Origin of the sequence: Chryseolinea lacunae (assembly GCF_016735595.1) — a bacterium.
Classification (GTDB): domain Bacteria; phylum Bacteroidota; class Bacteroidia; order Cytophagales; family Cyclobacteriaceae; genus Chryseolinea; species Chryseolinea lacunae.
Genome location: NZ_JAERRB010000001.1, coordinates 642686 through 665091, shown reverse-complemented (window position 1 = coordinate 665091; position 22406 = coordinate 642686). Strand labels below are relative to the sequence as shown.

The 22406-nt window shown below is 52.8% G+C and carries 11 protein-coding genes; 10 read left to right on the top strand and 1 reads right to left on the bottom strand.

All coding sequences use genetic code 11. The features are described 5' to 3' along the window. Positions 1-23 precede the first annotated feature (23 nt). Together JI741_RS02465 and JI741_RS02460 are read left to right on the top strand one after the other, a co-directional pair. Complete coding sequence (locus tag JI741_RS02465) at positions 24-1088, top strand: efflux RND transporter periplasmic adaptor subunit (protein WP_202007054.1); 1065 nt, start codon at positions 24-26, stop codon at positions 1086-1088. Positions 1089-1096: 8 nt separating this feature from the next. Continuing rightward, complete coding sequence (locus tag JI741_RS02460) at positions 1097-4153, top strand: efflux RND transporter permease subunit (RefSeq protein ID WP_202007052.1); 3057 nt, start codon at positions 1097-1099, stop codon at positions 4151-4153. A gap of 75 nt (positions 4154-4228) precedes the next feature. On the opposite strand, the gene JI741_RS02455 is transcribed toward JI741_RS02460, so the two are convergent. Further along, on the bottom strand, positions 4229-6193 hold the full coding sequence (locus JI741_RS02455) for a sialate O-acetylesterase (RefSeq protein WP_202007050.1): 1965 nt from the start codon (positions 6191-6193) through the stop codon (positions 4229-4231). A gap of 233 nt (positions 6194-6426) precedes the next feature. On the opposite strand from JI741_RS02455, the gene JI741_RS02450 reads away from it, so the two are divergent. The 8 genes from JI741_RS02450 to JI741_RS02415 all read left to right on the top strand — a co-directional run bounded on the left by JI741_RS02450 (position 6427) and on the right by JI741_RS02415 (position 22391). Then, positions 6427-7551: a redoxin family protein gene (locus JI741_RS02450; protein WP_202007048.1), complete on the top strand. Its 1125-nt coding sequence runs from the start codon at positions 6427-6429 to the stop codon at positions 7549-7551. Positions 7552-7747: 196 nt separating this feature from the next. After that, the gene (gene susR / locus JI741_RS02445; RefSeq protein ID WP_236675842.1) at positions 7748-9268 is read left to right on the top strand and encodes a SusR family glycan utilization regulator; all 1521 of its coding nucleotides are present in this window, start codon (positions 7748-7750) and stop codon (positions 9266-9268) included. A gap of 254 nt (positions 9269-9522) precedes the next feature. Beyond that, complete coding sequence (locus JI741_RS02440; RefSeq protein ID WP_202007044.1) at positions 9523-12480, top strand: SusC/RagA family TonB-linked outer membrane protein; 2958 nt, start codon at positions 9523-9525, stop codon at positions 12478-12480. Positions 12481-12495: 15 nt separating this feature from the next. Then, positions 12496-14094 (top strand): RagB/SusD family nutrient uptake outer membrane protein, encoded by a 1599-nt coding sequence (locus JI741_RS02435; protein WP_202007042.1) that lies wholly within the window; start codon positions 12496-12498, stop codon positions 14092-14094. A 10-nt stretch (positions 14095-14104) separates the two neighbouring features. Further along, positions 14105-15163, top strand: coding sequence for a SusE domain-containing protein (locus JI741_RS02430; RefSeq protein WP_202007040.1), 1059 nt, complete (start codon positions 14105-14107; stop codon positions 15161-15163). Positions 15164-15339: 176 nt separating this feature from the next. Next, complete coding sequence (locus JI741_RS02425) at positions 15340-16710, top strand: alpha-amylase family glycosyl hydrolase (protein ID WP_202007038.1); 1371 nt, start codon at positions 15340-15342, stop codon at positions 16708-16710. Positions 16711-17004: 294 nt separating this feature from the next. Further along, positions 17005-18039: a PorP/SprF family type IX secretion system membrane protein gene (locus JI741_RS02420; protein WP_202007036.1), complete on the top strand. Its 1035-nt coding sequence runs from the start codon at positions 17005-17007 to the stop codon at positions 18037-18039. 5 nt (positions 18040-18044) lie between these two features. Beyond that, positions 18045-22391: an OmpA family protein gene (locus JI741_RS02415; protein WP_202007035.1), complete on the top strand. Its 4347-nt coding sequence runs from the start codon at positions 18045-18047 to the stop codon at positions 22389-22391. Positions 22392-22406 lie beyond the last annotated feature (15 nt).

Sequence of the window (22406 nt, the reverse complement as noted above, 5' to 3'; positions counted from 1 at the left end):
AATCCTATCTACCCGAAATGTATATGAACACTACAAAAAGAAATCTACTGTTGGCCGGCGTTGTGCTGTTGACAGGGGCTGTGTTGCAATCGTGCACCGACAGCAAAGGCGAACGCAAAGCCATCCCCAATGCAGCCGACCCCGTGCCCGTGAAAATTATCACGCTTGAAAAGTCGAGCGCAACAATCGACATCACCGCTTCAGGACAACTGACCACCGACGACGAAACCGTGCTGAGCTTCAAAAGCGGCGGCGTGGTGAGCGCGGTGCTGGTGAAGGAAGGCGAAGCCGTTCGCAAAGGACAATTGCTCGCCACACTCGATCTCACCGAGCTGAATGCACAAGTGGCGCAGGCACGCTTTGGTTATGAGAAAGCTCAACGCGACTTGCAGCGCGTCACCAACTTATATCGCGACAGCGTGGCAACGTTGGAGCAACTGCAAAACGTGCAAACCGGTCTCGACATTTCGAAACAACAACTGGACGCCGTGATCTTCAACCGGACCTTTGCTGAAATTCACGCACCCGCTAACGGCTACGTGCTGAAAAAATTTGTGAACAGTGGGCAGGTAGTGAGCACAGGCAACCCCGTGCTGACAACCAACGGCGCGGCACAAGGAAACTGGATTCTGAAAGTAGGCGTGGGCGACAAGCAATGGGCCGCCGCGAAGAAAGGTGATGCTGCCACCATCGCGATCGATGCCTTCCCCGGAAAAACATTCAAAGGAACCGTGCTGCGAAAATCGGAAACCTCGGATGCGCAAACCGGAGCGTTCACACTTGAGCTGACGGTGGACAGCGACCACGAAAAACTGGCGGCCGGCATGTTTGGCTCAACCCAGATCCACTCGGGCCAGGCAGCATCGTCGTGGAGCGTGCCCTATGAAGCTGTGCTCGACGCCAACGGGGGCGAAGGTTTTGTGTTTGTGACCGCCGACGGCAAAACAGCACACAAGCAACCCGTGAACATTCTCTCGTTCGACGGCAAGACCATTCGTATCAGTGCCGGGCTTGAAGATGCAACCTCGCTCATCATTGCGGGCAGCGCCTATCTGTCGGACAATTCGCCCATCCAAATCCTTAAATAAGCCTCGGTATGAAAATTTCAGAATACGCCGTCCGCAACTATCAGTTCACGCTCATCATGTTTTTGATGGCCGCGGCCGTGGGCATCACCACGTTGTTGACGATGCCGCGCAGCGAAGATCCCGAAGTGGAGTCGCCGCAATATGCCGTCATCATTGTTTACCCTGGCACGAGTCCCAAAGACATGGAAGAGCTGGTGGTCGATCCCATCGAAGACAAAGTGAATGAACTGGAAGACATCAAACGCATACGCACTACGGTGAGCGATGGGTTGGCCGTGTTTCGTGTGGAGTTTAAATATGAAAGCGACCCCGACGAAAAGTATCAGGAATTGGTGCGCGAGTTGAACGGCCTTCGCGCCGAGCTGCCCAAAGACATCTACTCCATTGACGTGAACAAGTTTCAGCCCTCTGACGTGAACATCGTGCAGATTGCATTGATTTCCGAAAACGCCTCGCGGGCCACGTTGAAAAAGGAAGCTGAAGCATTGCAGGATGAGTTGGAGAAAATCCCCATGTTGAAAAATGTGGAGATTCAGGGACTGCCCGAACAAATTGTCCGCATCGAACTGCGCCTCGAAAAAATTGCGCAGATGCATATCCCGATGGACGCCATCGTGGGAAGTTTGCAGAGCGAGATGGCCAACATTCCCGGTGGGAGCGTTGTGGCCGGATCAAAATCATTCAACATCAAAACCAGCGGCAACTACACCACGCTGGACGAAATCAAAAACACCATCGTGTATGCTGCCAACGGAAAGAACGTGTTGTTGCGCGACGTGGCCGATGCCTACATCACGTTTGATGAAACCACACACATCACCAGGCTCAATGGTCATCGTTGTGTGTTTGTTGTCGCGGCACAGAAACCCGGGCTAAACATCACCAACACCCAAAAGGCGTATAAGCCCGTGCTTGAAAAATTTGAGGCGTCGCTGCCGCCCAATGTGGCCATGGTGCATCACTTCGACCAGGCCGACAATGTGAACGGCCGGTTGGCGGGATTGGGAAAAGATTTTCTCATCGCCATTCTGCTGGTGTCCATCACGCTGTTGCCGTTGGGTGGTCGTGCGGCGGCCATTGTTATGATATCCATACCCTTGTCGTTGTCCATTGGCCTTGTGCTGTTGAATCTGTTGGGCATCAGCCTAAACCAGCTTAGCATTGTGGGATTGGTGGTGGCGTTGGGATTGTTGGTGGACGACAGCATCGTGGTGGTGGAAAACATCGAGCGCTGGATGCGCGATGGCCATTCGCGATTTGATGCGACCATCAAGGCGACACGCCAGATTGGACTGGCGGTGGTGGGTTGCACCGTCACGCTCATCATTGCCTTTATGCCGCTGGTGTTTTTGCCCGAAGGTGCCGGCGATTTTATTCGTGGCTTACCGCTCGCGGTAATCATGGCGGTGCTGGCATCGATGCTGGTGTCGATCACCATCATCCCCTTCCTGTCGAGCCGTATCCTGAAAGAAAAGGGCGACGATCATGGCAACATTTTTCTGCGTGGTCTTCAACGTCTTATTCATGGTAGCTACTCGAGGTTGCTGGATGTGGCATTGAGAAAACCGGTGATCACCATGGTGGTGGCGGGCGTTATTTTCTTCGGATCGCTGCAACTCTTTCCCGTGATCGGTTTCAGTCTTTTCCCGATGTCTGAAAAACCACAATTCATAATCAACACCATCACACCCCTGCAAACAAACCTGGAGCGAACAGACACCGTGTCGCGCTATGTGGAGAAAGTGGTGAGTGCCATTCCGGAAGTAAACTTTTTTGCCACCAACGTGGGAAAAGGAAATCCGCGCATCTACTATAACGTGACGCAGGAAAACGAACGCACCGATTTCGCACAGACCTTTGTGCAGCTGGGCGATCATGTTTCGCCTGATCGCAAACTCGAAATCATCAACACGCTGCGCGACACCTTTGGTCAGTTTCCCGGTGCTAAAATTGAAGTAAAGAATTTTGAACAAGGTCCTCCCGTTACCGCCCCCATTGAAATCCGGTTGATGGGCGACAACCTCGACACCCTTCGCGCACTGGCTTCGAAGGTGGAACAAAACCTGAAGCACACCGAAGGAACGCTCTACGTGAACAACCCCGTGAGCAATTTGAAGAGCGACATGCGCGTGGTCATCAACCGCGACAAAGCCCGCATGACCGGCATCAACACGGTTGACATCGACCGCACCGTGCGACTCGCCGTGGCCGGACTCGACATGGGAAGTTTCTCTGACGTGGAAGGCGAGGACTACAACATACACCTCACCACACCCAAGAAAGAACGCGCCACACTGGCATCGCTCGAAAATCTTTTTGTGAACACCAGGCAAGGTGCGGCCGTGCCACTGGCGCAGATTGCCGGCTTGCAATTGGAGACGTCGCCCTTGCGCATCGATCACTACAACAAAAACAGAATGGTGTCGGTGTCGGCATTTGTGAAGAAGGGATACCTCAACGACAACGTCATCAAAGACGTGGTGAAGCAAATGGAAAGCATGAAGCTGCCCGCGGGCTACACCTTCATGATGGGCGGCGATGTGGAAGCCGGCAACGAATCGTTTGGCGGCTTGGGCACCGTGATTATCGTTACCGTGTTCATGTTTGTGGCCGTGTTGGTGCTGATGTTCAAAACATTCAAGAGCATGCTCATTGTGTTGAGCGTTATTCCGCTGGGCATTGTAGGCGCGGTGCTGGCGTTGTTTTTCACAGGCAATTCATTGTCGTTCGTGGCCATCATCGGGTTGATAGCGCTGGCCGGTGTGGAGGTGAAGAATTCCATATTGCTGGTAGATTTCACCAACCAGTTGCGTCAGCAAGGCAAGTCGATCGAAGACGCGATTCGCGAAGCCGGTGAAGTGCGTTTCCTTCCCATCGTGTTGACATCGCTCACCGCCATCGGTGGTCTGTTGCCCATCGCATTGTCGGTTAATCCACTCATCTCGCCGTTGGCCATCGTGTTGATTGGCGGGCTGATCAGTTCGACCCTTCTGTCGCGCATTGTGACGCCGGTGGTCTATAAACTCATACCACCAAAAGTGGAACCAGTAGCGGCTGCGGTATAATCTTGATGTATCAGTGTAAAAAAAGAGAGCGCGTATATTTTACGCGCTCTCTTTTTTTATGACCTGGCCAATCTGTTAATGTTCATAGTCAAACTTGGCTTGTTCGGTAATGCCTTTGACGTTGTCGGTGCGGAAGGGTGGGGCGGGGAAGCCTTCTTTGTTAAAGAGGTTGTCATCGCTCGCATCGTCGGCCCAGCCGTAGCGAACGGCCACGGGTGTCTTCACATCGTCCTGGTAGACCACCACGTGGTCGCCTTCTACGAAGGCTTTTGCATAGTGAAACACGCCGTCGGCGCCGGCCACTTCAAAGCCTTTGGCATAGCCATACCGGTCTTTCACCAGCAGGCCGCTTCCGGTTTGTGTGAACGAGAGAATGGCTTTCTGTCCTTCTACTTTCAGACTTTGAAACACGGGACCGCTATAGACCACATTCTTTCCATAGGTATCGTGCAGGGCCACGGCCGCGAGGCGCTTGCCCACATCCTGTTTGTTGCGCGGGTGAATGTCGTGGGGATCGCCGATGTCGGTGGTGACGGCCATGCCAGTGCGGGGCAGGCTTAGGGTGAGCGTCTGAGCTTCGCGCAGCTCGGCCCAGTTGCTTCCGTTTTTGCTATTGCCGTTATCCGCGTTGTAGCTGGCCAGCTGCACAAAGTAGAACGGAAAATCGCCTAGGCCCCAATGCTTGCGCCAATCGTTGATCATGAGCGGAAATGCTTTTCGATATTGATACGCGCGCCCCGCGTTGGACTCGCCCTGATACCAGATGGCACCTTTGATGGTCATGGGCAGCAATGGATTGATCATGGCGTTGAAGAGCAGGGTAGGGTAGCTGTTGGGACCGACGCCTGCATTTTTTTGAACCCCTTCCACGCGATAGGTCCACGCCCCGGCCAACGGGAGCTTGGTGCTGGCAAACGCGAGCGACAGATCTTGCGCATCGCCAAACACGCCACCACCACCGCCCGTGTCTTCCACGCGAATGGCGATCACGTTCTTGCCTTCTTGCAATACGCCCGCCGGAACGTTGTAGACACGCTTGGCGCTGTATTGGTTTTTGGTGCTGCCCACGGGCACACCATTCACAAACGTTTCGTCAGAGTCGTCGATCATGGCCAGCGAGAGCGTCGCGTCCTTGCCGGCTTGATTGGCGTTGAGTGTGATGGTTTTGCGCAACCACACCAGTCCGTCTACATCGCCCAGCGACTGACCTTCCCAAACGGCGGGTAGGGTCATCGTTGGCCATGCCTGGTCGTCGAAGGTGGGCGACTTCCAGGTTTGCACCACGTTGACGGGTTCGTCTATGGCGCCCTGCATTTTCACGATGCGCGCCTTGGCCGCCGACGCTTTGACGTTGGCAAGTGAGTCGAGGTTGAGGTGTGGCATGCCGGTTATCATGGAACGAAACTCGTCGCTGCTTTCAAACGCGCTGCGGCTGGTCCACGTTTCCGAATGTGTGCCTCCCCACGAGGTGTTGATCAGCCCGATGGGAATATTCAGCTCCTTGTAAAGTTCGCGCGCAAAGAAATAGCCCACGGCCGTGAAGTCGCTCACGTTGTCTGGCGAACACACTTTCCAATCGCCACCGGCCACGTCGTCGCGGGGCGAGACGGCTACGGTGTTGGGCACTTTGAAATGCCGGATCTGCGGAAAGTTGGCCTGCGCAATTTCTGTGGTGGAGTTGTTGCTGTTGCGCACGGTCCACTCCATGTTCGATTGTCCGGAGCAGATCCACACATCGCCCACAAGCACGTTGTTGAGCACGAGTGTATTTTTTCCTTTCACCGTGAGCACATAAGGCCCACCGGCAGCTTCGGACGCCAGCTGGATCTTCCACTTGCCGTCTTTGCCAGCGGTGACGGTTTTGGATTGTGTGTTGAATTGAACGGTGATCTTCTCTTTTCCGTCGGCCCATCCCCACACCGTGATAACATGGTCGCGTTGCAGCACCATGTTGTCGCTGAAGATGCGGGGGAGCTTCACGTTGGCGCTGGTGGTCAGGGCCAGCAGGGAGAGGAAAAAGCTGATGTGTAATCGTTTCATAATGGGGTTGTGTTGTCTTTAATTTTGATTTGCCGTTTGCGGGCATACCAAGTTTAGTATTCCTGATCCATTTATCAAACCCTTTGTGGAATTCATCGTCATCCTTCGGGCCCGGCGCTTCTGTGGGAGCAGAATAAATGTTATTTTAGATGAGTTTGCCTTAGGGACCGATAGCGTGCCGACCGTCTTGCAGGTGAGGCGTCTTCCTTGTTTTGCATCAACCCCCAGAACATATGACCAGACTTGTGATTTGTTTTGCACTCCTGTTCCTGACCACTTCGCTGCCCGCCCAGGAGACGCACCACGACGACCCGACAACGCTGGCCCTTGGCGCCGCCGCGCCGGACTTCAACCTGAAAGGCATCGATGGCAAGTTTCATTCGCTGAAAGAATACAGCGCAGCCAAAGCGCTGGTGATCGTGTTCAATGCAAACCACTGCCCCACGGCGCAGGCCTATGAAGATCGCATCATAAACATCACACAGGACTACAAAAGCAAAGGCGTGACGTTGATTGTGATATCGTCAAACAACCCACCCGCGTTGAACCTGGCTGAGTTGGGATACACGGAGCTGGGCGACACGTTTGAAGAGATGATTGTCCGCGCCAAAGACAAGGCCTTTAATTTCCCATACCTCTACGATGGCGACGATCAGAAAGTGGCGCTGGCCTATGGACCGGTTGCCACGCCGCATGCGTTTGTGTTTGACAAAGACCGCAGACTTCAATATGCCGGACGGATCGATCAGCACGAAAAGCCCGGCACCGGAAAGGGTGAAGATCTGCGACAGGCCATCGATGCCGTGTTGGCCGGACGCAAGCCGGAACCGGCCAACACCAAAGTATTTGGCTGCTCCATGAAGTGGTCGTGGAAAAATGAATATACACAAAAGCTAATGGCCGAATGGGCGGCAATGCCTGTCACGCTGAATGAGATTGACGTGACCGGTGTGCAGGAGCTATTAAAAAACAAAGGCGACAAACTTCGCCTCATCAACATCTGGGCGACCTGGTGCGGACCTTGTACGCAGGAGTTCCCCGATTTCATCACCATCGACCGCATGTATCGCGGCCGTGATTTTGAGTTTATCGCCATCAGCGCCGACAAGATCGCCAGCAAGGAAAAGGCACTGAAGTTCCTCAAGCTGAAACAGGCGGCCAACGCCAACTTCATATTCAACAAAGACAACATCTACGATCTCATTGAAGCCGTTGACCCCAAATGGCAAGGAGCGCTGCCCTACACGGTGTTGGTGGAACCCGGAGGAAAAATTGTATACAGCCAGCAGGGACCGATCGATCCGTTGAAAATGAAGAAGCTGATTGTGGAGAATGCCCTGATCGGAAGATATTATTGAGGGTAAGAAATAAGCCGGGCTTCGCGGGCTTTTCTCAACCGGAGGCTGCCCGTTGAATCTTCAGCAAGTTTGATTTTCCGACATCCGGAGTTTCTCATTACATTGCTCTGTTTACCAAAAGGACATGAGAGCTTGTTTCATCATTGGGTTATGCCTGATGTTATTTTCAGTGAGGGCGGCTTCGACAACGGACAGTTTGTTTCGCGAACTCAATGAAACGATTGCCAAGCGCGACGTTTTGCTAAAGGAAAAGCTGGATCGCATTGGCCGGTTGACAACGCTGTCGACCCAGGTGAAAGATGAGGCGTTGTTTAATGTGTACCTCCGGATCTACGAAGAATACAAGTCCTTTATTTACGACTCAGCCTTTTCCTATGCCCGCAAGCTGCAAGACATTTCCTATCGCACAAAAGACCCGGTGAAAATCATGCAGGCAAAGCTGAAATCGGGATTTGTGCTGGTTTCGTCTGGCTTGTTCTCAGAGGCGTTGGATACGTTGCAGACCGTGAAGCCACGCTGGGTGCCCGACAGCACAAAGATTGAATATTATTACCTGATGGCCCGGACGAGCTATGACCTGGCCGACTTTGACCGCGACAATTTCTATAGCGAACAATACACACGCCGAGGCGATGCCTTTATTGATTCGGCCCTGCACCTCATTCCAAGGGACGTAGCGAAATTCCGCCTCCTGAAAGGACTGAAAGCCACGCGGCTTCGCGACATGGCCACGGCCCGCCAGGCATTCGAGGAAATGATCACCCAATTCAAACTCTCCGACACCGATTTTGCTGTGGCCGCCAGCACCCTGAGCTTTATCTACCTGTATTCGAACGAACCTCAAAAATCGAAAGACATGCTGATCCGCGCGGCCATCGCCGACGTGCGGGCATCGACCAAGGAAACACTGGCCACCCTAAACCTGGCCGACATGCTCTACAAAGAGGGTGATATTGAAAGTGCCTATAAATATGTGAAAGTGGCGATGGAAGATGCCAACTATTATGGCGCACGTCACCGCAAAATCCAGATTGCCGCTGTGTTTCCCATCATTGAAGGAAAACAGCTTAGTATAATAGAGTCGCGCCGGAGGATGCTCTTTTTGTATTCGTCCGTCATCACGGTGCTGACGTTGCTCACCATTGTGTTCTCGGTCATCATCTATAAACAATTCCAAAAGCTGCAAATCGCGAAGCGCACGATATCGGAAGCCAACGATGTGCTCACCGAAACCAACCACCAGCTTGGCGATGCAAACAAGATCAAGGAGGAATACATCTGGTATTATTTTACAACCACGGCCGATTACATCAACAAACTGGATGGTCTCAAGAAATCCATGGACATGAAGCTGATGACAAAGAAACTGGAAGACCTCCGTTTCACCGTCGACAGCATTAATATCAAAAAAGAACGTGAAGAGCTTTACCACAACTTCGACACGGTATTCCTCAAACTCTTCCCGAATTTTGTGACCCACTTCAATTCCTTTTTCGCGGAAGAAGACCGCATACACCTGAAGGAAGGCCAGCTGCTAAACACGGAGTTGCGAATCTTCGCGCTCATCCGCATGGGCATCCACGACAACGAGAAAATTGCGAAGATCCTCGACTATTCGGTAACAACGATCTATACCTACAAGACCCGCATCCGCAGCAAGTCCGTCCTGCCCAACGAGGACTTCGAGAAACAGATCATGACCATCCGCGCCATCTGACCTCGCCCCAACCCTGCGTATACAGCCCCCGATAACCCAAGAAACGGCTGAGATTTTTCGCTCACCCCAATCCATCCAAGTGTTTGTGCTACAGTCGTTTGATTAAAAATGACCCGTAAGATTTTCTAGATTTTCGCGCGACGAATTGAACCTGCCCTGCCGAGGTGCTTTCCTTTGTCATGTCCGCAATCGTTTGATGAACTCAAATTTCGCAACGGATTGCGGGCCATTATTTACGCTCAAACCCAATCCATATGATGAAACTCTATTCAATCGCAAGGTGTCTGGCCCTGCTCTGTTTTGTGGCTACCACGGCCATGGCGCAAAGCCGGACCGTCACCGGAAAGGTGAAGTCGTCGGATGACGACAATTATCTCCCCGGGGTCAATGTCCTGGAGAAAGGTACCACGAACGGCACCGTGACCGACGCTCAGGGAAACTATTCGATCCTGGTGAAAGACAACGCCACGTTGGTTTTCTCTTTTGTAGGCTATGGGCCGCAAGAGGTGCAGGTAGGAAATCAATCCGACATTGCCGTGGTTCTTTTGCCGGACATCTCCACTCTGGAAGAAGTGGTTGTGATCGGCTACGGCGTTGTGAAGAAAACGGATGCCAGCGGATCGGTGGCCACGGTAAGCTCCGAGTCGTTCAACAAAGGCGTGGTGAACTCGCCGCAGGAATTGCTGATGGGCAAAACCGCGGGGGTGTCGATCACCACCAACAGCGGCGCTCCCGGCAATGCATCAACCATCCGAATCCGGGGTGGAGCGTCACTGGATGCGAGCAACGACCCGTTGATTGTGATCGACGGCGTGCCCATCACCAACAACAACCTGGGAGGCTCCCCCAACATACTGGCCACCCTGAACCCGAACGACATCGAAACGTTCACGGTGCTGAAAGATGCATCGGCCACGGCCATCTATGGATCGCGCGCCTCTAACGGTGTCATCATCATCACCACCAAGCGCGGTGGCAAGGAATTCAAAATCAACTACACGGTTACGGGCACGGCCTACACAGCACCCAAAAAAGTGGATGTGCTCAAGGGCGACGAGTTCCGCGCGTTGATGAACCAGCAATGGTCTGGCACACCCGCAGCCCTTTCGCTGATGGGCACCGCCAACACCGACTGGCAAAAAGAAATTTATCGGACCGCCATCGGTCAGGATCATAGCCTGAACATTTCCGGCACGGCGAAAAAAATTCCCTATCGCGTGTCGGTGGGCTACAACAACACCGACGGTATTCTGAAGACCTACAACTTCAAACGCACCACGGCCTCCATAGGACTTGATCCGACGTTCCTGAACAACAGCCTGAAGGTGAACATCAACGTGAAGGGCATGCTGAACGACAACAACTTTGCCGACCAGGGTGCCATTGGCGACGCCGTGGCCTATGATCCAACCCAACCCGTCTACAACGGCAACAAACGCTGGCTGGGCTACACCACCTGGACCACTGCAGGCCCTGAAGGTCCGAGCATAAACCTGGCGCCCGGCAACCCCGTGGCACGCCTGAACCTGACCGACAACACCTCGACGGTGAAACGCAGCATCGGCAATGCGAAGTTTGACTATGAGCTTCCGTTCCTGAAAGACCTCCACGCCAACCTGAACCTGGCCTACGACTATTCCGAAACCCGCGGACGCAACAACGTGCGCGACAGCACACAGTGGGTGTACCTGCCCACCACCGCCGGCGGCCGCATCAATCCCTACCAGGCCACCAGCAAAAACCAACTGCTTGATTTTTACCTCAACTACTCGAAAGAGCTGAAATCTATCGACAGCAAAATCGATGTGATGGGAGGCTACAGTTGGTCGCACTTCTACAATGCAGGAAGCGATTCCACCATGAACCAGAAAAGCGAAGGCACAACACGTGTCAACGTCTATGAATCCGAGTATTACCTTCTGTCGTTCTTTGGTCGTTTGAACTACACCTTCAAAGGAAAATATATTCTCACGGGAACATTGCGCGACGATGCTACGTCACGTTTTGCACCGTCCAATCGTTGGGGCTTGTTTCCCGCCGTGGCGTTTGCCTGGAAGATCAGCGATGAAACTTTCCTGAGCGAAAGCAAAACACTATCATCCTTAAAACTCCGGCTCGGCTATGGCGTGACCGGTCAGCAAGACATCGGTGCAGACTATCCCTACATTGCCACCTATACACGAAGCGACATTGCAGCGCGCTACCGCTTTGGCAACACGCTCTACAACACGTTGCGTCCGGATGGATACGACGCCAATATCAAGTGGGAGCAAACCACGACGGTGAACGCAGGACTTGATTTTGGATTGTTCCAGAATCGTATCACAGGTTCGCTGGATGTGTATGAAAAAGAATCGAAAGATCTTCTTGCTAAAATTCCGATTGCCGTCGGAACAAACTTCACCAGCACACTCTACACCAACGTGGGCACCATGAAGAACCGCGGTGTGGAATTGAACCTCAGTGCCGATGTGATCTCGACGGACGATGTGCAGTGGACTGTGGGCTATAACGTGACGTACAATAAAAATGAAATCACAAAGCTGAACCTCACCGACAATCCAGACTTCAATATACCGCTGGGCAACGTGGGCGGAACAACCTCCGGAACCATTCAGGTTCAGAAAGTGGGCTACTCGCGTCAGTCATATTTTGTGTATCAACAAATTTATGACACAAACGGCAAGCCCGTTGAAGATGCCTATGTAGATCGCAACAACGACGGGGTGATCAACACCAGCGACCTGTATGTGTATCAGAAACCCGACGCCACGGTATACATGGGTATCAACTCGCGATTAAATGTGAAGAACTGGGACTTCTCGTTCTCCGGTCGCGCCAGCTTTGGCAACTATGTGTATAACAACGTGGCCGCGAACAGCACCTACCGCACGCTCTATAACTCCATGCAGTTTCTCAGCAACGTGAGTAAGCTCGCCAACGACACGCAGTTCACCACGGCGCAAAACACGCGCTTCTCCGACTACTACATCGAGAACGCATCGTTCTTCCGCATGGACAACATCAACCTGGGCTACACGTTCCGCGAGCTGTACAGGGAAAAATTGAATGTTCGCATCGGTGCCGGTGTGCAAAACGTGTTCGTGATCACGAAGTACAAAGGACTTGATCCCGAAGTATCGGGTGGTCTGGACAACAACTTCTTCCCCCGCACACGCACTTTCTTCCTGAGTCTGAACGCAACTTTTTAACATCCAAGAAACGATATGAATCGCTATACAAAATCAGCCTTCGCTGTGCTCCTTGCAGGATGCATGATGACCTCATGCCTCAACGACCTGGACACCGAACCCTTAAACAGCCGCATCATTACAGCGGCCACGGTCTATGACGACCCCTCTGCCTACAAACAATTTCTCGCAAAACTCTACGGCGCCATGACGCTCACGGGTCAACGGGGCGAGTATGGGCAACCCGAAATTACGGCACCCGACGAAGGCACAACTTCGTTTATGCGCACCTACTGGAGCGCGCAGGAAATCACCACCGACGAATGTCTTAGCGCCTGGGGTGATCCTGGCCTCACGGAATTTCACGGCCACAACTGGTCGTCGCAAAACGGCTATGTGCAGCTGCTCTATCAACGTGTGTTCATTAACATTGCCTACTGCAACGAATTTATTCGGGAAGTGACACCGCGTGTGCCCAGCCTTTCTGCCGACATGCAGGCGGATGTGAAACGTTATCTGGCAGAAGCACGCTTTCTTCGCGCCTACTATTATTCGGTAGCCCTTGACCTGTGGGGTAATGTTCCCTTCGTGACCGAGGCGGATCTGCCCGGTGCATTTTTGCCAAAACAAATTCTGCGTGCCGACCTCTATGCTTATGTGGAGTCGGAGCTTGAAGCCGTGCTCCCCGAAATGGCTCCTGCAGGAACAAACGAATATGCACGTGCCGATCAGGCCGCAGCCTGGATGCTACTGGCCAAACTAAACCTGAATGCCGAAGTGTATCTGGGCAAGGGCACCACACGCTACACCGAATGCCTCACGTATTGCAACAACATCATCAACTCGAACAAGTTTGCCCTGCACACCAATTACCGGGAGCTTTTCCTGGCCGATAACGACAGGCTGCGCACCGAGGTGATTTTTCCCATCGCCGAAGATGGCAACAGCACCCGCGGCTATGGCGGCATGACGTTCGTGATACACGCCGAAGTGGGTGGCTCGATGGATGCCGACAACGGCTTTGGAATCAAGTCGGGTGGATGGTCTGGCAATCGCATGACCACGACGTTTGTCAACAAATTTGACGACGCATCGGGCAACACGGATCGTCGCGCCATTTTCTATACCGATGGTCAGACGCTGGAGATCGATCACCCCACGGTGTTCACCGAAGGGTATCTCTGCGCGAAGTATAAGAACCTGACATCGACGGGAGCAAAAGGCCAGAACGAAACGTTTGTAGACACAGACTTCCCGTTGTTCCGGCTGGCCGATGTATACCTGATGTATGCAGAAGCTGTGAAGCGCGGTGGCAACGGTGGCGACCTGAACACGGCCGTATCCTATGTGAACAAATTGAGAGAGCGTGCGTATGGCAACGCCTCCGGAAATATTTCGGCTACCGACCTGACGCTGTCTTTCATCCTCGACGAACGCGGTCGCGAGTTGTATTGGGAAGCACAACGCAGAACGGACCTTATTCGCTTTGGTGTGTTTAGTGGCGATACCTACCTGTGGGATTGGAAAGGCAATGTGAAAAATGGTGCCGGCACAGGCGAACACTTTACCATCTTCCCCATACCCGCGGCCGACCGCGCGGTGAACACCAACCTGGAACAAAATCCCGGATACTAACCTGAACGACATGAAAAAATTATCAATAGCATGTTTTGCACTTCTGCTGCTGGTAGGATGCGAGAAAGAGGAAACAAAAGCCGTGTTGAGTCCTGAGGCGGTGGCGCCACAAATCACCAGTCAGGCCAATGGATTCACCAAGACGATCACAGAAGAGACTACGGGCGAGATGCTCAAGTTCGATTGGAGCGGGGCTGAGTATGGTGTGAGCACGGAAGTGACGTATGTGCTGGAATTGGATTCGGTTGGACGGTCCTTCACCAGTCCGGTAACGTTGGGAAGCACGGCGGGCAAGTCGCTGGGCACCACGCTGGGCGACCTCAATACAAAATTGCTGGAGCAATTGAAGGTGACACCCAATGTGGCTTCGGCGCTTGAGCTGCGCGTGCGCGCTTCGGTGAATACCAAATTTCCCACAGTATCAAATGTGGTGAAGATCACCGTAACGCCCTGGAAACCGATTGAAGCAGACAAACCCGCCACGCTATGGCTACCGGGCGGATACCAGGGTTGGAACCCCGCGAACGCACCCGTGATTCTGGCTGTGAGCGAAACCATTTTTGAAGGGTATGTCTACATCGCCAGCGGCACTGCATTCAAGTTCACATCGGCTCCCGATTGGGACCACATCAACTATGGCGATTCAAAAACAACCGGCGTCCTCACCACCGATGGCAAGGCCGATGGCTTGTCGCTTCCGGAGTCGGGTTACTACAAGTTCAGAGTAGACACAGACAAGCTTACCTACCAGATTGGTCGCATCACCACATGGGGTTTGATCGGCACGGCCACACCCGGCGAATGGACAACGTCGACAGCGATGACATTCGATCAGGTGAAAGGCACATGGTCGAAGACGGTGAACCTGGTGAAGGGTGCCTTGAAATTCAGAGCGAACGATGGCTGGGCCATCAATTATGGGCCAACCAACAGCAGCGACCTGAAAGGAACCCTTACCGCTACCGACGACGCCATCACCATTCCCGAAGATGGAAACTATACAGTAACACTCGACCTAAGCAGATCGAAGTCGCCTTACCTGTATTCCTATACTGTGAAGAAAAATTAATCCAATGCCTTCCGGAATGTCGCCATGACAACACGCGACATTCCGAAGGTTTAATAAAACGAATGGTGCATGATGCTTGAGAAAGAAAATGTTCGCGAGAACAATCGGAGCATTCATGCAGGCAGTCGTTATAACGTCTTTACCAAATGCTTAACTACCTTTCTGTTTTAATACCGATGAAGAAGCTTACTGCGATCGTGTTCATGATGTTTTCGTGCAGCACGGATAAGACCGATCCCACACCGGTAACACCCCCGGTCGACGATGCTCCAAAACAATATGGCGTTCCGTTTTCAAATGTGCCGGCTACGCAAAACGTGGTGATGTATGAAGTGAATCCGCGCGCCTTTAGTACGGTGGGAAATCTTCAGGGCATCATCGACCGCCTGGACAACATCAAGGCCCTGGGCGTGAACACCATTTGGCTCATGCCGATCCATCCCGTCGGGAAAGAAAAATCGGCGGGCGGGCTTGGGTCGCTCTATGCGGTGCAGAACTATCGCGAAGTGAACCCCGAGTTTGGTACCCTGGAAAAACTGCGGGAGCTGGTGCAGAAAGCGCACGACAAAAACATGGCCGTCATTCTCGACTGGGTGGCCAATCACACCGCTTGGGACAATGTGTGGATAAAAAACAAATCGTGGTACACACAGGATGCGTCCGGCAACATTATCATTCCACCCGGAACCAACTGGCAGGATGTGGCCGAACTGAATTTCAACAACGCCGACATGCGCAAGGCGATGATCGCTGCCATGAAATATTGGGTGCTCGAAGCGAACGTGGACGGCTTTCGCTGCGACGCCGTAGACTTTGTGCCTGCCGATTTCTGGAAGCAGGCTTTGGATGAACTCAAAGCCATTCCCGGCCGCAACCTGATTCTGTTGGCCGAAGGCGGCAAGGCCGACAACTTCACCTCCGGATTTCAAATGAACTATGCTTGGGATTTTTACAACAACCTGAAACAGGTCTATGCAGAAAACAAACCGGCGGGCTCCATCTTTAGCACACACCTTGCAGAATACAGCAGCATCCCGGGCGGCGCACGTAAATTGCGCTACACCACCAACCACGACCAATCGGCATACGACGGCACACCCGTCGCACTGTTTGGCGGCGTGAAAGGCGCACTGTCAGCATCTGTGGTGACGGTGCTGACCAGCGCCGTGCCGCTGCTTTATGGAAGCCAGGAAGTGGGACAGGCGGAGAACCTCCCGTTCTTCACCCGCCAACCCATCGACTGGACAAAAAACACCGACATGCAAGCGGCATACGAAAAGCTATTCGCCATCTACAACAGCACAACGGCTTTCACCACCGGCTCGCTGCAATACTTTAACAGCGACAACATCGCCGCCTTCAAACGCGTGAGCGGCGCCGATGAATACCTGGTGCTGGTGAACGTTCGGGCCGACGAACAGGAAATCATCCTGGATGCCAGCCTTCAAAACTCAACCTGGACCAGCGCGATCGATGGATCCGCCGTTTCGCTTTCCACGAACGTGGTGCTGGGTGGTTATGAGTACCGGATTTTAAAGAAGAACTAATGACTTCGGCAACACCTTTCCGGGCAAAGGGTTAGCCGGAATTGAGTCGTGTTGCGCTGAAGACAGAAGGCGAAGGGGCCTTCAGGTTTGATGCCATCACAAAAGAAAAGATTGATCCAATTTCAGGACAATCCTTTTTTATTTTCCCAAAATTGTAAAATCTATGTGTCGCATCCCTTTTAGGATCTCGCCAAAATCCTCTTAATCATCTCATTTTTCACGCTTTAGGCCGGCACAGTTCTTTTGGTACATCCATTGGATGTAGAAGGCAGACCACCCCCATGGTTTAAAAGTATGAAACCTGTAAAACCCCTAACCCTCATTCTGAAGCTTCTTCAGGCGTCTGGACTACGGTTGCTCCATCCCAAGCCTGCACTTGTGCGGGTACCGGTAAGATCAGCCACACGCTTTTTTGTCGGGACCTTGCTATGCGTTGCATCGCTGTCCGCTCACGAAGGTTTCGCACAGCAACACCCCTTGTATACACAATACATGTTTAATGGCCTGGTGATCAATCCGGCCTACACGGGAAGTCACGAGTCGATCACGCTCACGGCGGCCCTGCGCCGACAGTGGACAGGCATTAAGGGAGCACCCCAAACCCAGATCTTTTCCATGCACTCGCCCATCAAGTTCAGCCGTTCGGCCGCCGGCGTTGTGGCCACGCACGACATGGTAGGGGTGACGCATCAATACATGATGTATGGCACGTATGCGTATCGCATTCCCGTATCGGAAAACGCCAGGCTCTCCGTTGGTGGACAAGTGGGCATGACCTATTATACTGCCAAGCTAAACGACCTGGAGGTGGTGACACAAAACGGTCAGGTCGATCCCGCCTTCGCAGCCACCAGCAGTCGCGTCTTGCCCAATCTTGGCATTGGCGTTTATTACTATAGTAAGCGAACTTACGTTGGTCTTTCCCTGCCGACGTTGATCGATAACAAATGGAACAACCAGGACCCTTTGGTGAAGGCGACGCAACAACGCCACTATTTTTTAACCGCGGGCCGCGTGTTTGATCTCAGTCCTTCCCTGAAGTTCAAGCCCAATGTTTTGCTGAAGTGGGTTGAGAACGGACCGTTTCAATACGATCTGAACGCCAACCTACTGGTGCAGGATGTGGTTTGGGTTGGGGTGTCGTATCGCATGCAGGATTCGATCGACGGCTTGTTGCAGTGGAATGTGAACGATCAATTGAGCATGGGCTATTCGTATGGATATCCCACCAGCAGCCTCGCGGCATTGCAGTCGGGTACGCATGAAGTGGTGGTGACGTATCGTGTGAAGCGTACAAAAAACATGGTACTTTCTCCCCGCTATTTTTAACCCGTATGAAACGCATACTTTTTTCGCTCTTTTTTTTCATGCTTTCGGTCTCTGTGTTTGCACAGAACCAAAGCAGCAGGGCATACTACAAACTCGCCGATTCACTCTTTCGCTATCACAACTATTTTCAAGCCGTTCGCTACTATGAGCGGGCGTTGAAAAATTCGGACCGCACCGGCGACATCCAGCTTCACATGGCGCGCAGCTATTTCAAAATGAACAACGCGCAGGAAGCGGAGGGCTGGTTTGAGAAGGCCGCCGCACAGAAAGCTGCCTTCAGTCCGGAAGATGCTTATGATTACGTGCAAGCCCTGTTGATGAAAGGCAAGCGGGAAGCCGCCGAACAACAATTGAAAGCGTTGCTCCAGAAGTATCCCGATGCGCAATATGCCTCGAAGCTGTTGAACGACCTTGGTCACGTTCATCAATACTATCAGGATTCTATCGCGTCGGAAGTGAAGCCGCTAATCATCAATTCGCCGGCGTCCGACTTTGGTCCGGCGTTCTATAAGGATGGCCTTGTGTTTTCTTCAGCGCAAGAGCAAAGTTCGTCGAGGCAAAAATACCATTGGGACAACAGCAGCTACCTCAAGCTGTTCTACAGCCCGAAATCAGACGACCAGGTTTTTCAAAAGCCCGTGTTGTTTGACAAGTCTCTAGACACGCGATTTCACGACGGGCCCGCTACCTTTTTTGGTGGTTATGATAAAATGATCCTGACCCGGAACGAGCCCGTGGTGGCTTCGGGTGCGAAGGACATGTGGCTGTGGAATCTTTCCTTGTATGAAGCAACGCGGAACCCGGTTGATGGCAAATGGTTGTTGACCAAACTTCCATTCAACGAGCCGTCATCGTCCATGGCACATCCGGCCATTTCGGAAGACGGCAACATTTTGTATTTCACATCCGACAAACCGGGCGGCTATGGCGGCACTGACCTCTATCGTGTGGTGCGTACCAACGGCGTGTGGGGTAAACCTTACAACCTTGGTCCGGGCATTAACACACCGGGCAACGAAGCGTTTCCTTTCCTCGTGAACAACCAGTTGTATTTTGCATCCAACGGCCACGGTGGCTTGGGTGGACTGGACATTTTCAAAAGTGTTGTGACCGTGAATGGTTTTGCTCGGGCAGTGAATGCAGGGTATCCCCTGAACTCGACCGCCGACGATTTTTCACTGATCATGACACCCGATGGCAAGTCGGGCTATTTTTCATCATCCCGAAGCGGCAACGACGATTTATATACCTTGAAAAAACGGCCGTTGCCCATTCAGCTTCTGGCCCACATCTACGACGGCGAAAGCCGCACCGTGCTGGCTGGCGCAAAAGTTCAACTGATCTCTTCGGATGGCGACGACCGCACGCTGACTTCGGATGAGGCCGGAATGATACCCTTCGAATTGCCCGACGAATCCACCTTTATTCTCATCGGCACAAAAGACGGCAAGACCGGCATGACGTCGGCCTTTAGCATCACCGCCGAAGACCGCGCGCACACAACGCATCAGATACCCGTCTATGGCGACACCAATCGCATTGCCTGCGTCGGCATCATAAAAGACGCGACCGGAGTTTCGCAGACCGCTTCGAAAATTATCGTACGCGACAAAACAACGGGCAAAATGTATCCTCAGTCCACCGACAAACCCGTGGTGAGTTTTCTCGGCGAGAGAGGGCATGCCTACACCGTTGAAATTGAAAACGACAATGGCGACACCACCACGCACGACTTGACGGTGGCGACCAACGAAACCGGCGCGAAGACGTGGACCATGACGTTGAAAGAATCACTCACCACCATACAACTTGCTGCTCATGTTTTCAAACAAGACAGCAACCAGTCCATGCCCCGTGCTGCTGTGAAGATCATCACCTTTTCCGATCCTGACCTGGAGCTGACAACGGACGACCAAGGGCGAATAGATTTCTCGTTACCAAACGGCACGGCATTTATGGCCATCGCAGACGCAGAAGGTTTGTCGGGAATGTATTCCGGCATGGCCGAGCCTGATGCCGACAAAAAATTTATTGTACATCCCATTCCGATGCGGGGCGATGCGCAAAACACGATGCCGGTGATGGTACTCGTAACAGACAACAAAGGGGAGGTGATCGACAATACAAAAGTGGTCGTGACAGAAAATGCATCGGGCGAGCGAATGCCTGTGGATGTGAAAGATGGCCTGGTCACGTTTTTGGGTGAGAAAGGAAAGACATACGGCGTTAGCGTGAACCATAAAAATTTCCAGGATAGCGAGACAACAATTGTCTTGTCCGACACAACCAGGTCCATCGAAAAAGTGGCCATCGATCTGGAGCGCAAGCCGGTGACGATGTTTGCCATGGCGGCACGTGTGTTCAAAGCCGACGATCAAACGGTGTTGGCCGGCGCGCAGGTGAAGGTGATCAGCTTTGAAGAACCTGACCTTGACCTGACTGCGAATGCAGAAGGCGTGGTGGAATTTACGCTGCCCGAAGAAGCGTCGTATGTGGTGATCGCCGATAAGGATGGCTACACCGGCATGCATTCCGGCTTCGCCGAAGAAGGAACAGATAAATCAAAAGTCGTCCATCCCATCCCTGCGCATCGCGACCCTGCGAAGTCTGTGCCTGTGGTAGCGCAAGTGGTGAACGATTATGGCGAAGTGGTGAGTGCCGCCCGCGTGGTGATTACCGAACGCGGCTCGGGTAAAAAAATAGACGGCCAGGTGAAAGATGGGGTGGTGACATTCTTTGGTGAGAAAGGAAAATTGTACAGCGTGGCCATCACGCATGAAGACCACCAGTCGCAACCCCTGGAGGTTGCTGTGCCCGAGAAAACAACCGACGTTCAGAAGGTAATTCTGACCATCAACAAAAATAAAGTACAGGCACCTCCAGCGGTTCTATTGGCTGCGCGGATTTTCAAAGCTGCCGACCAAACGCCATTGGGAGCAGCCAACGTAAAAATTATCAGCTTCGTGGAGGCCGATCAGGACCTGACAGCCAACGCCGAAGGCCTGGTAGATTTTTCATTACCCGAAGGCACCTCGTATGTTTTGATTGCCGACAAGAACGGCTACACCGGCATGCATTCCGGCACGGTGGAGAAAGGCATGGAAAAAACGTCTGTCGTCCATCCTGTTCCTGCAAACAACGACCCCGCCAAGGCAGTGCCGATAGCGGGCAGGATAACCGATGAGCACGGCAAAGCGATTCCGAACGCCACCGTGAAGGCTACGGATAAGGCTAACGGAAATGTGACAACCGCGCAAGTGCACGATGGTGTGTTCGCTTTTGTTGGCGAGAAAGGTCATACTTACAAGGTTGCGCTCGAAGCCTCTGATTTCACAGCAGAGACACGAGAGGTGGTGATAGAGGCCAATGCCACAGCACTCACCACCCTGAAGGTGCAGCTGATGTCGACACATCCCAATGCCAACACCACATCAACGCTGGTTATTTTGAATGAGTCGTCGGCCACACCGAAGTTCTACATCACGTCGGGCTCGGGCCATGGGGAGATTGTGGAGGAAAACGGTGCGCTGTATTATCAAAACGGAATTGAGCGAAAGAACCTGGGCAGTGGAACACTGGCGCAACTTAAGGACAATCCGCAACCGTACCTGCGCGCCAAAGGTTTGGACACCGATCACACCATGGCCATCCAAACCCTGTACTTTGATTTCAACAATGCCACGCTCGACGAACTCGACAAGGCCGAACTCGACAAAGTGAAAACGTTGCTGCTTCGCGATCCATCGTTGGTGTTGGCCATCGATGCACACGCCGACGATCGTGGGGGTGCAAACTACAATGTCAACCTTTCCAAAAAGCGTGGCAAAAACGTGGTGTCATATCTGGAGAAACAAAACGTGAACGCACGTCAGTTGGAAGTAAACGCCTATGGCGAATCGCGGCCTGTGGTGCCTTGCGAAACGGGCGACTGCACGGAAGCACAACATCAGCAAAACCGTCGCGCCGAATTGCTGTTCGGGCACACGGCCCGGTCTTCGGAAGATACTGCCCCGGTTGCTCGTGGCAAACAAAAGCGTGAGCAGCGCCGCTATGCCGACCTGCTCGATCGCTATGGCGACAAACAAGCAACCGACCTGGTTTTTAAACTCAGCATTGGCGCATACCGTTTCAACAACGCCCTCACGTTCGACGAATTGAAAGACCTGGGTGCTGTAGAAATGAAACAGGAAAACGGCATCACCTACTATTACCTGGCCGGCTTCCCCACACTGAACGCTGCCGAAGCAATCCGGAAACAAGTGATTGAACGCGGTGTGAAAGATGCCACGGTGTCGATCTTCTACAAGAATGAACGCATTGCTTTTCCGGCCTTTATGACATTGGCCGATTGATGACTCGTCTTCCAC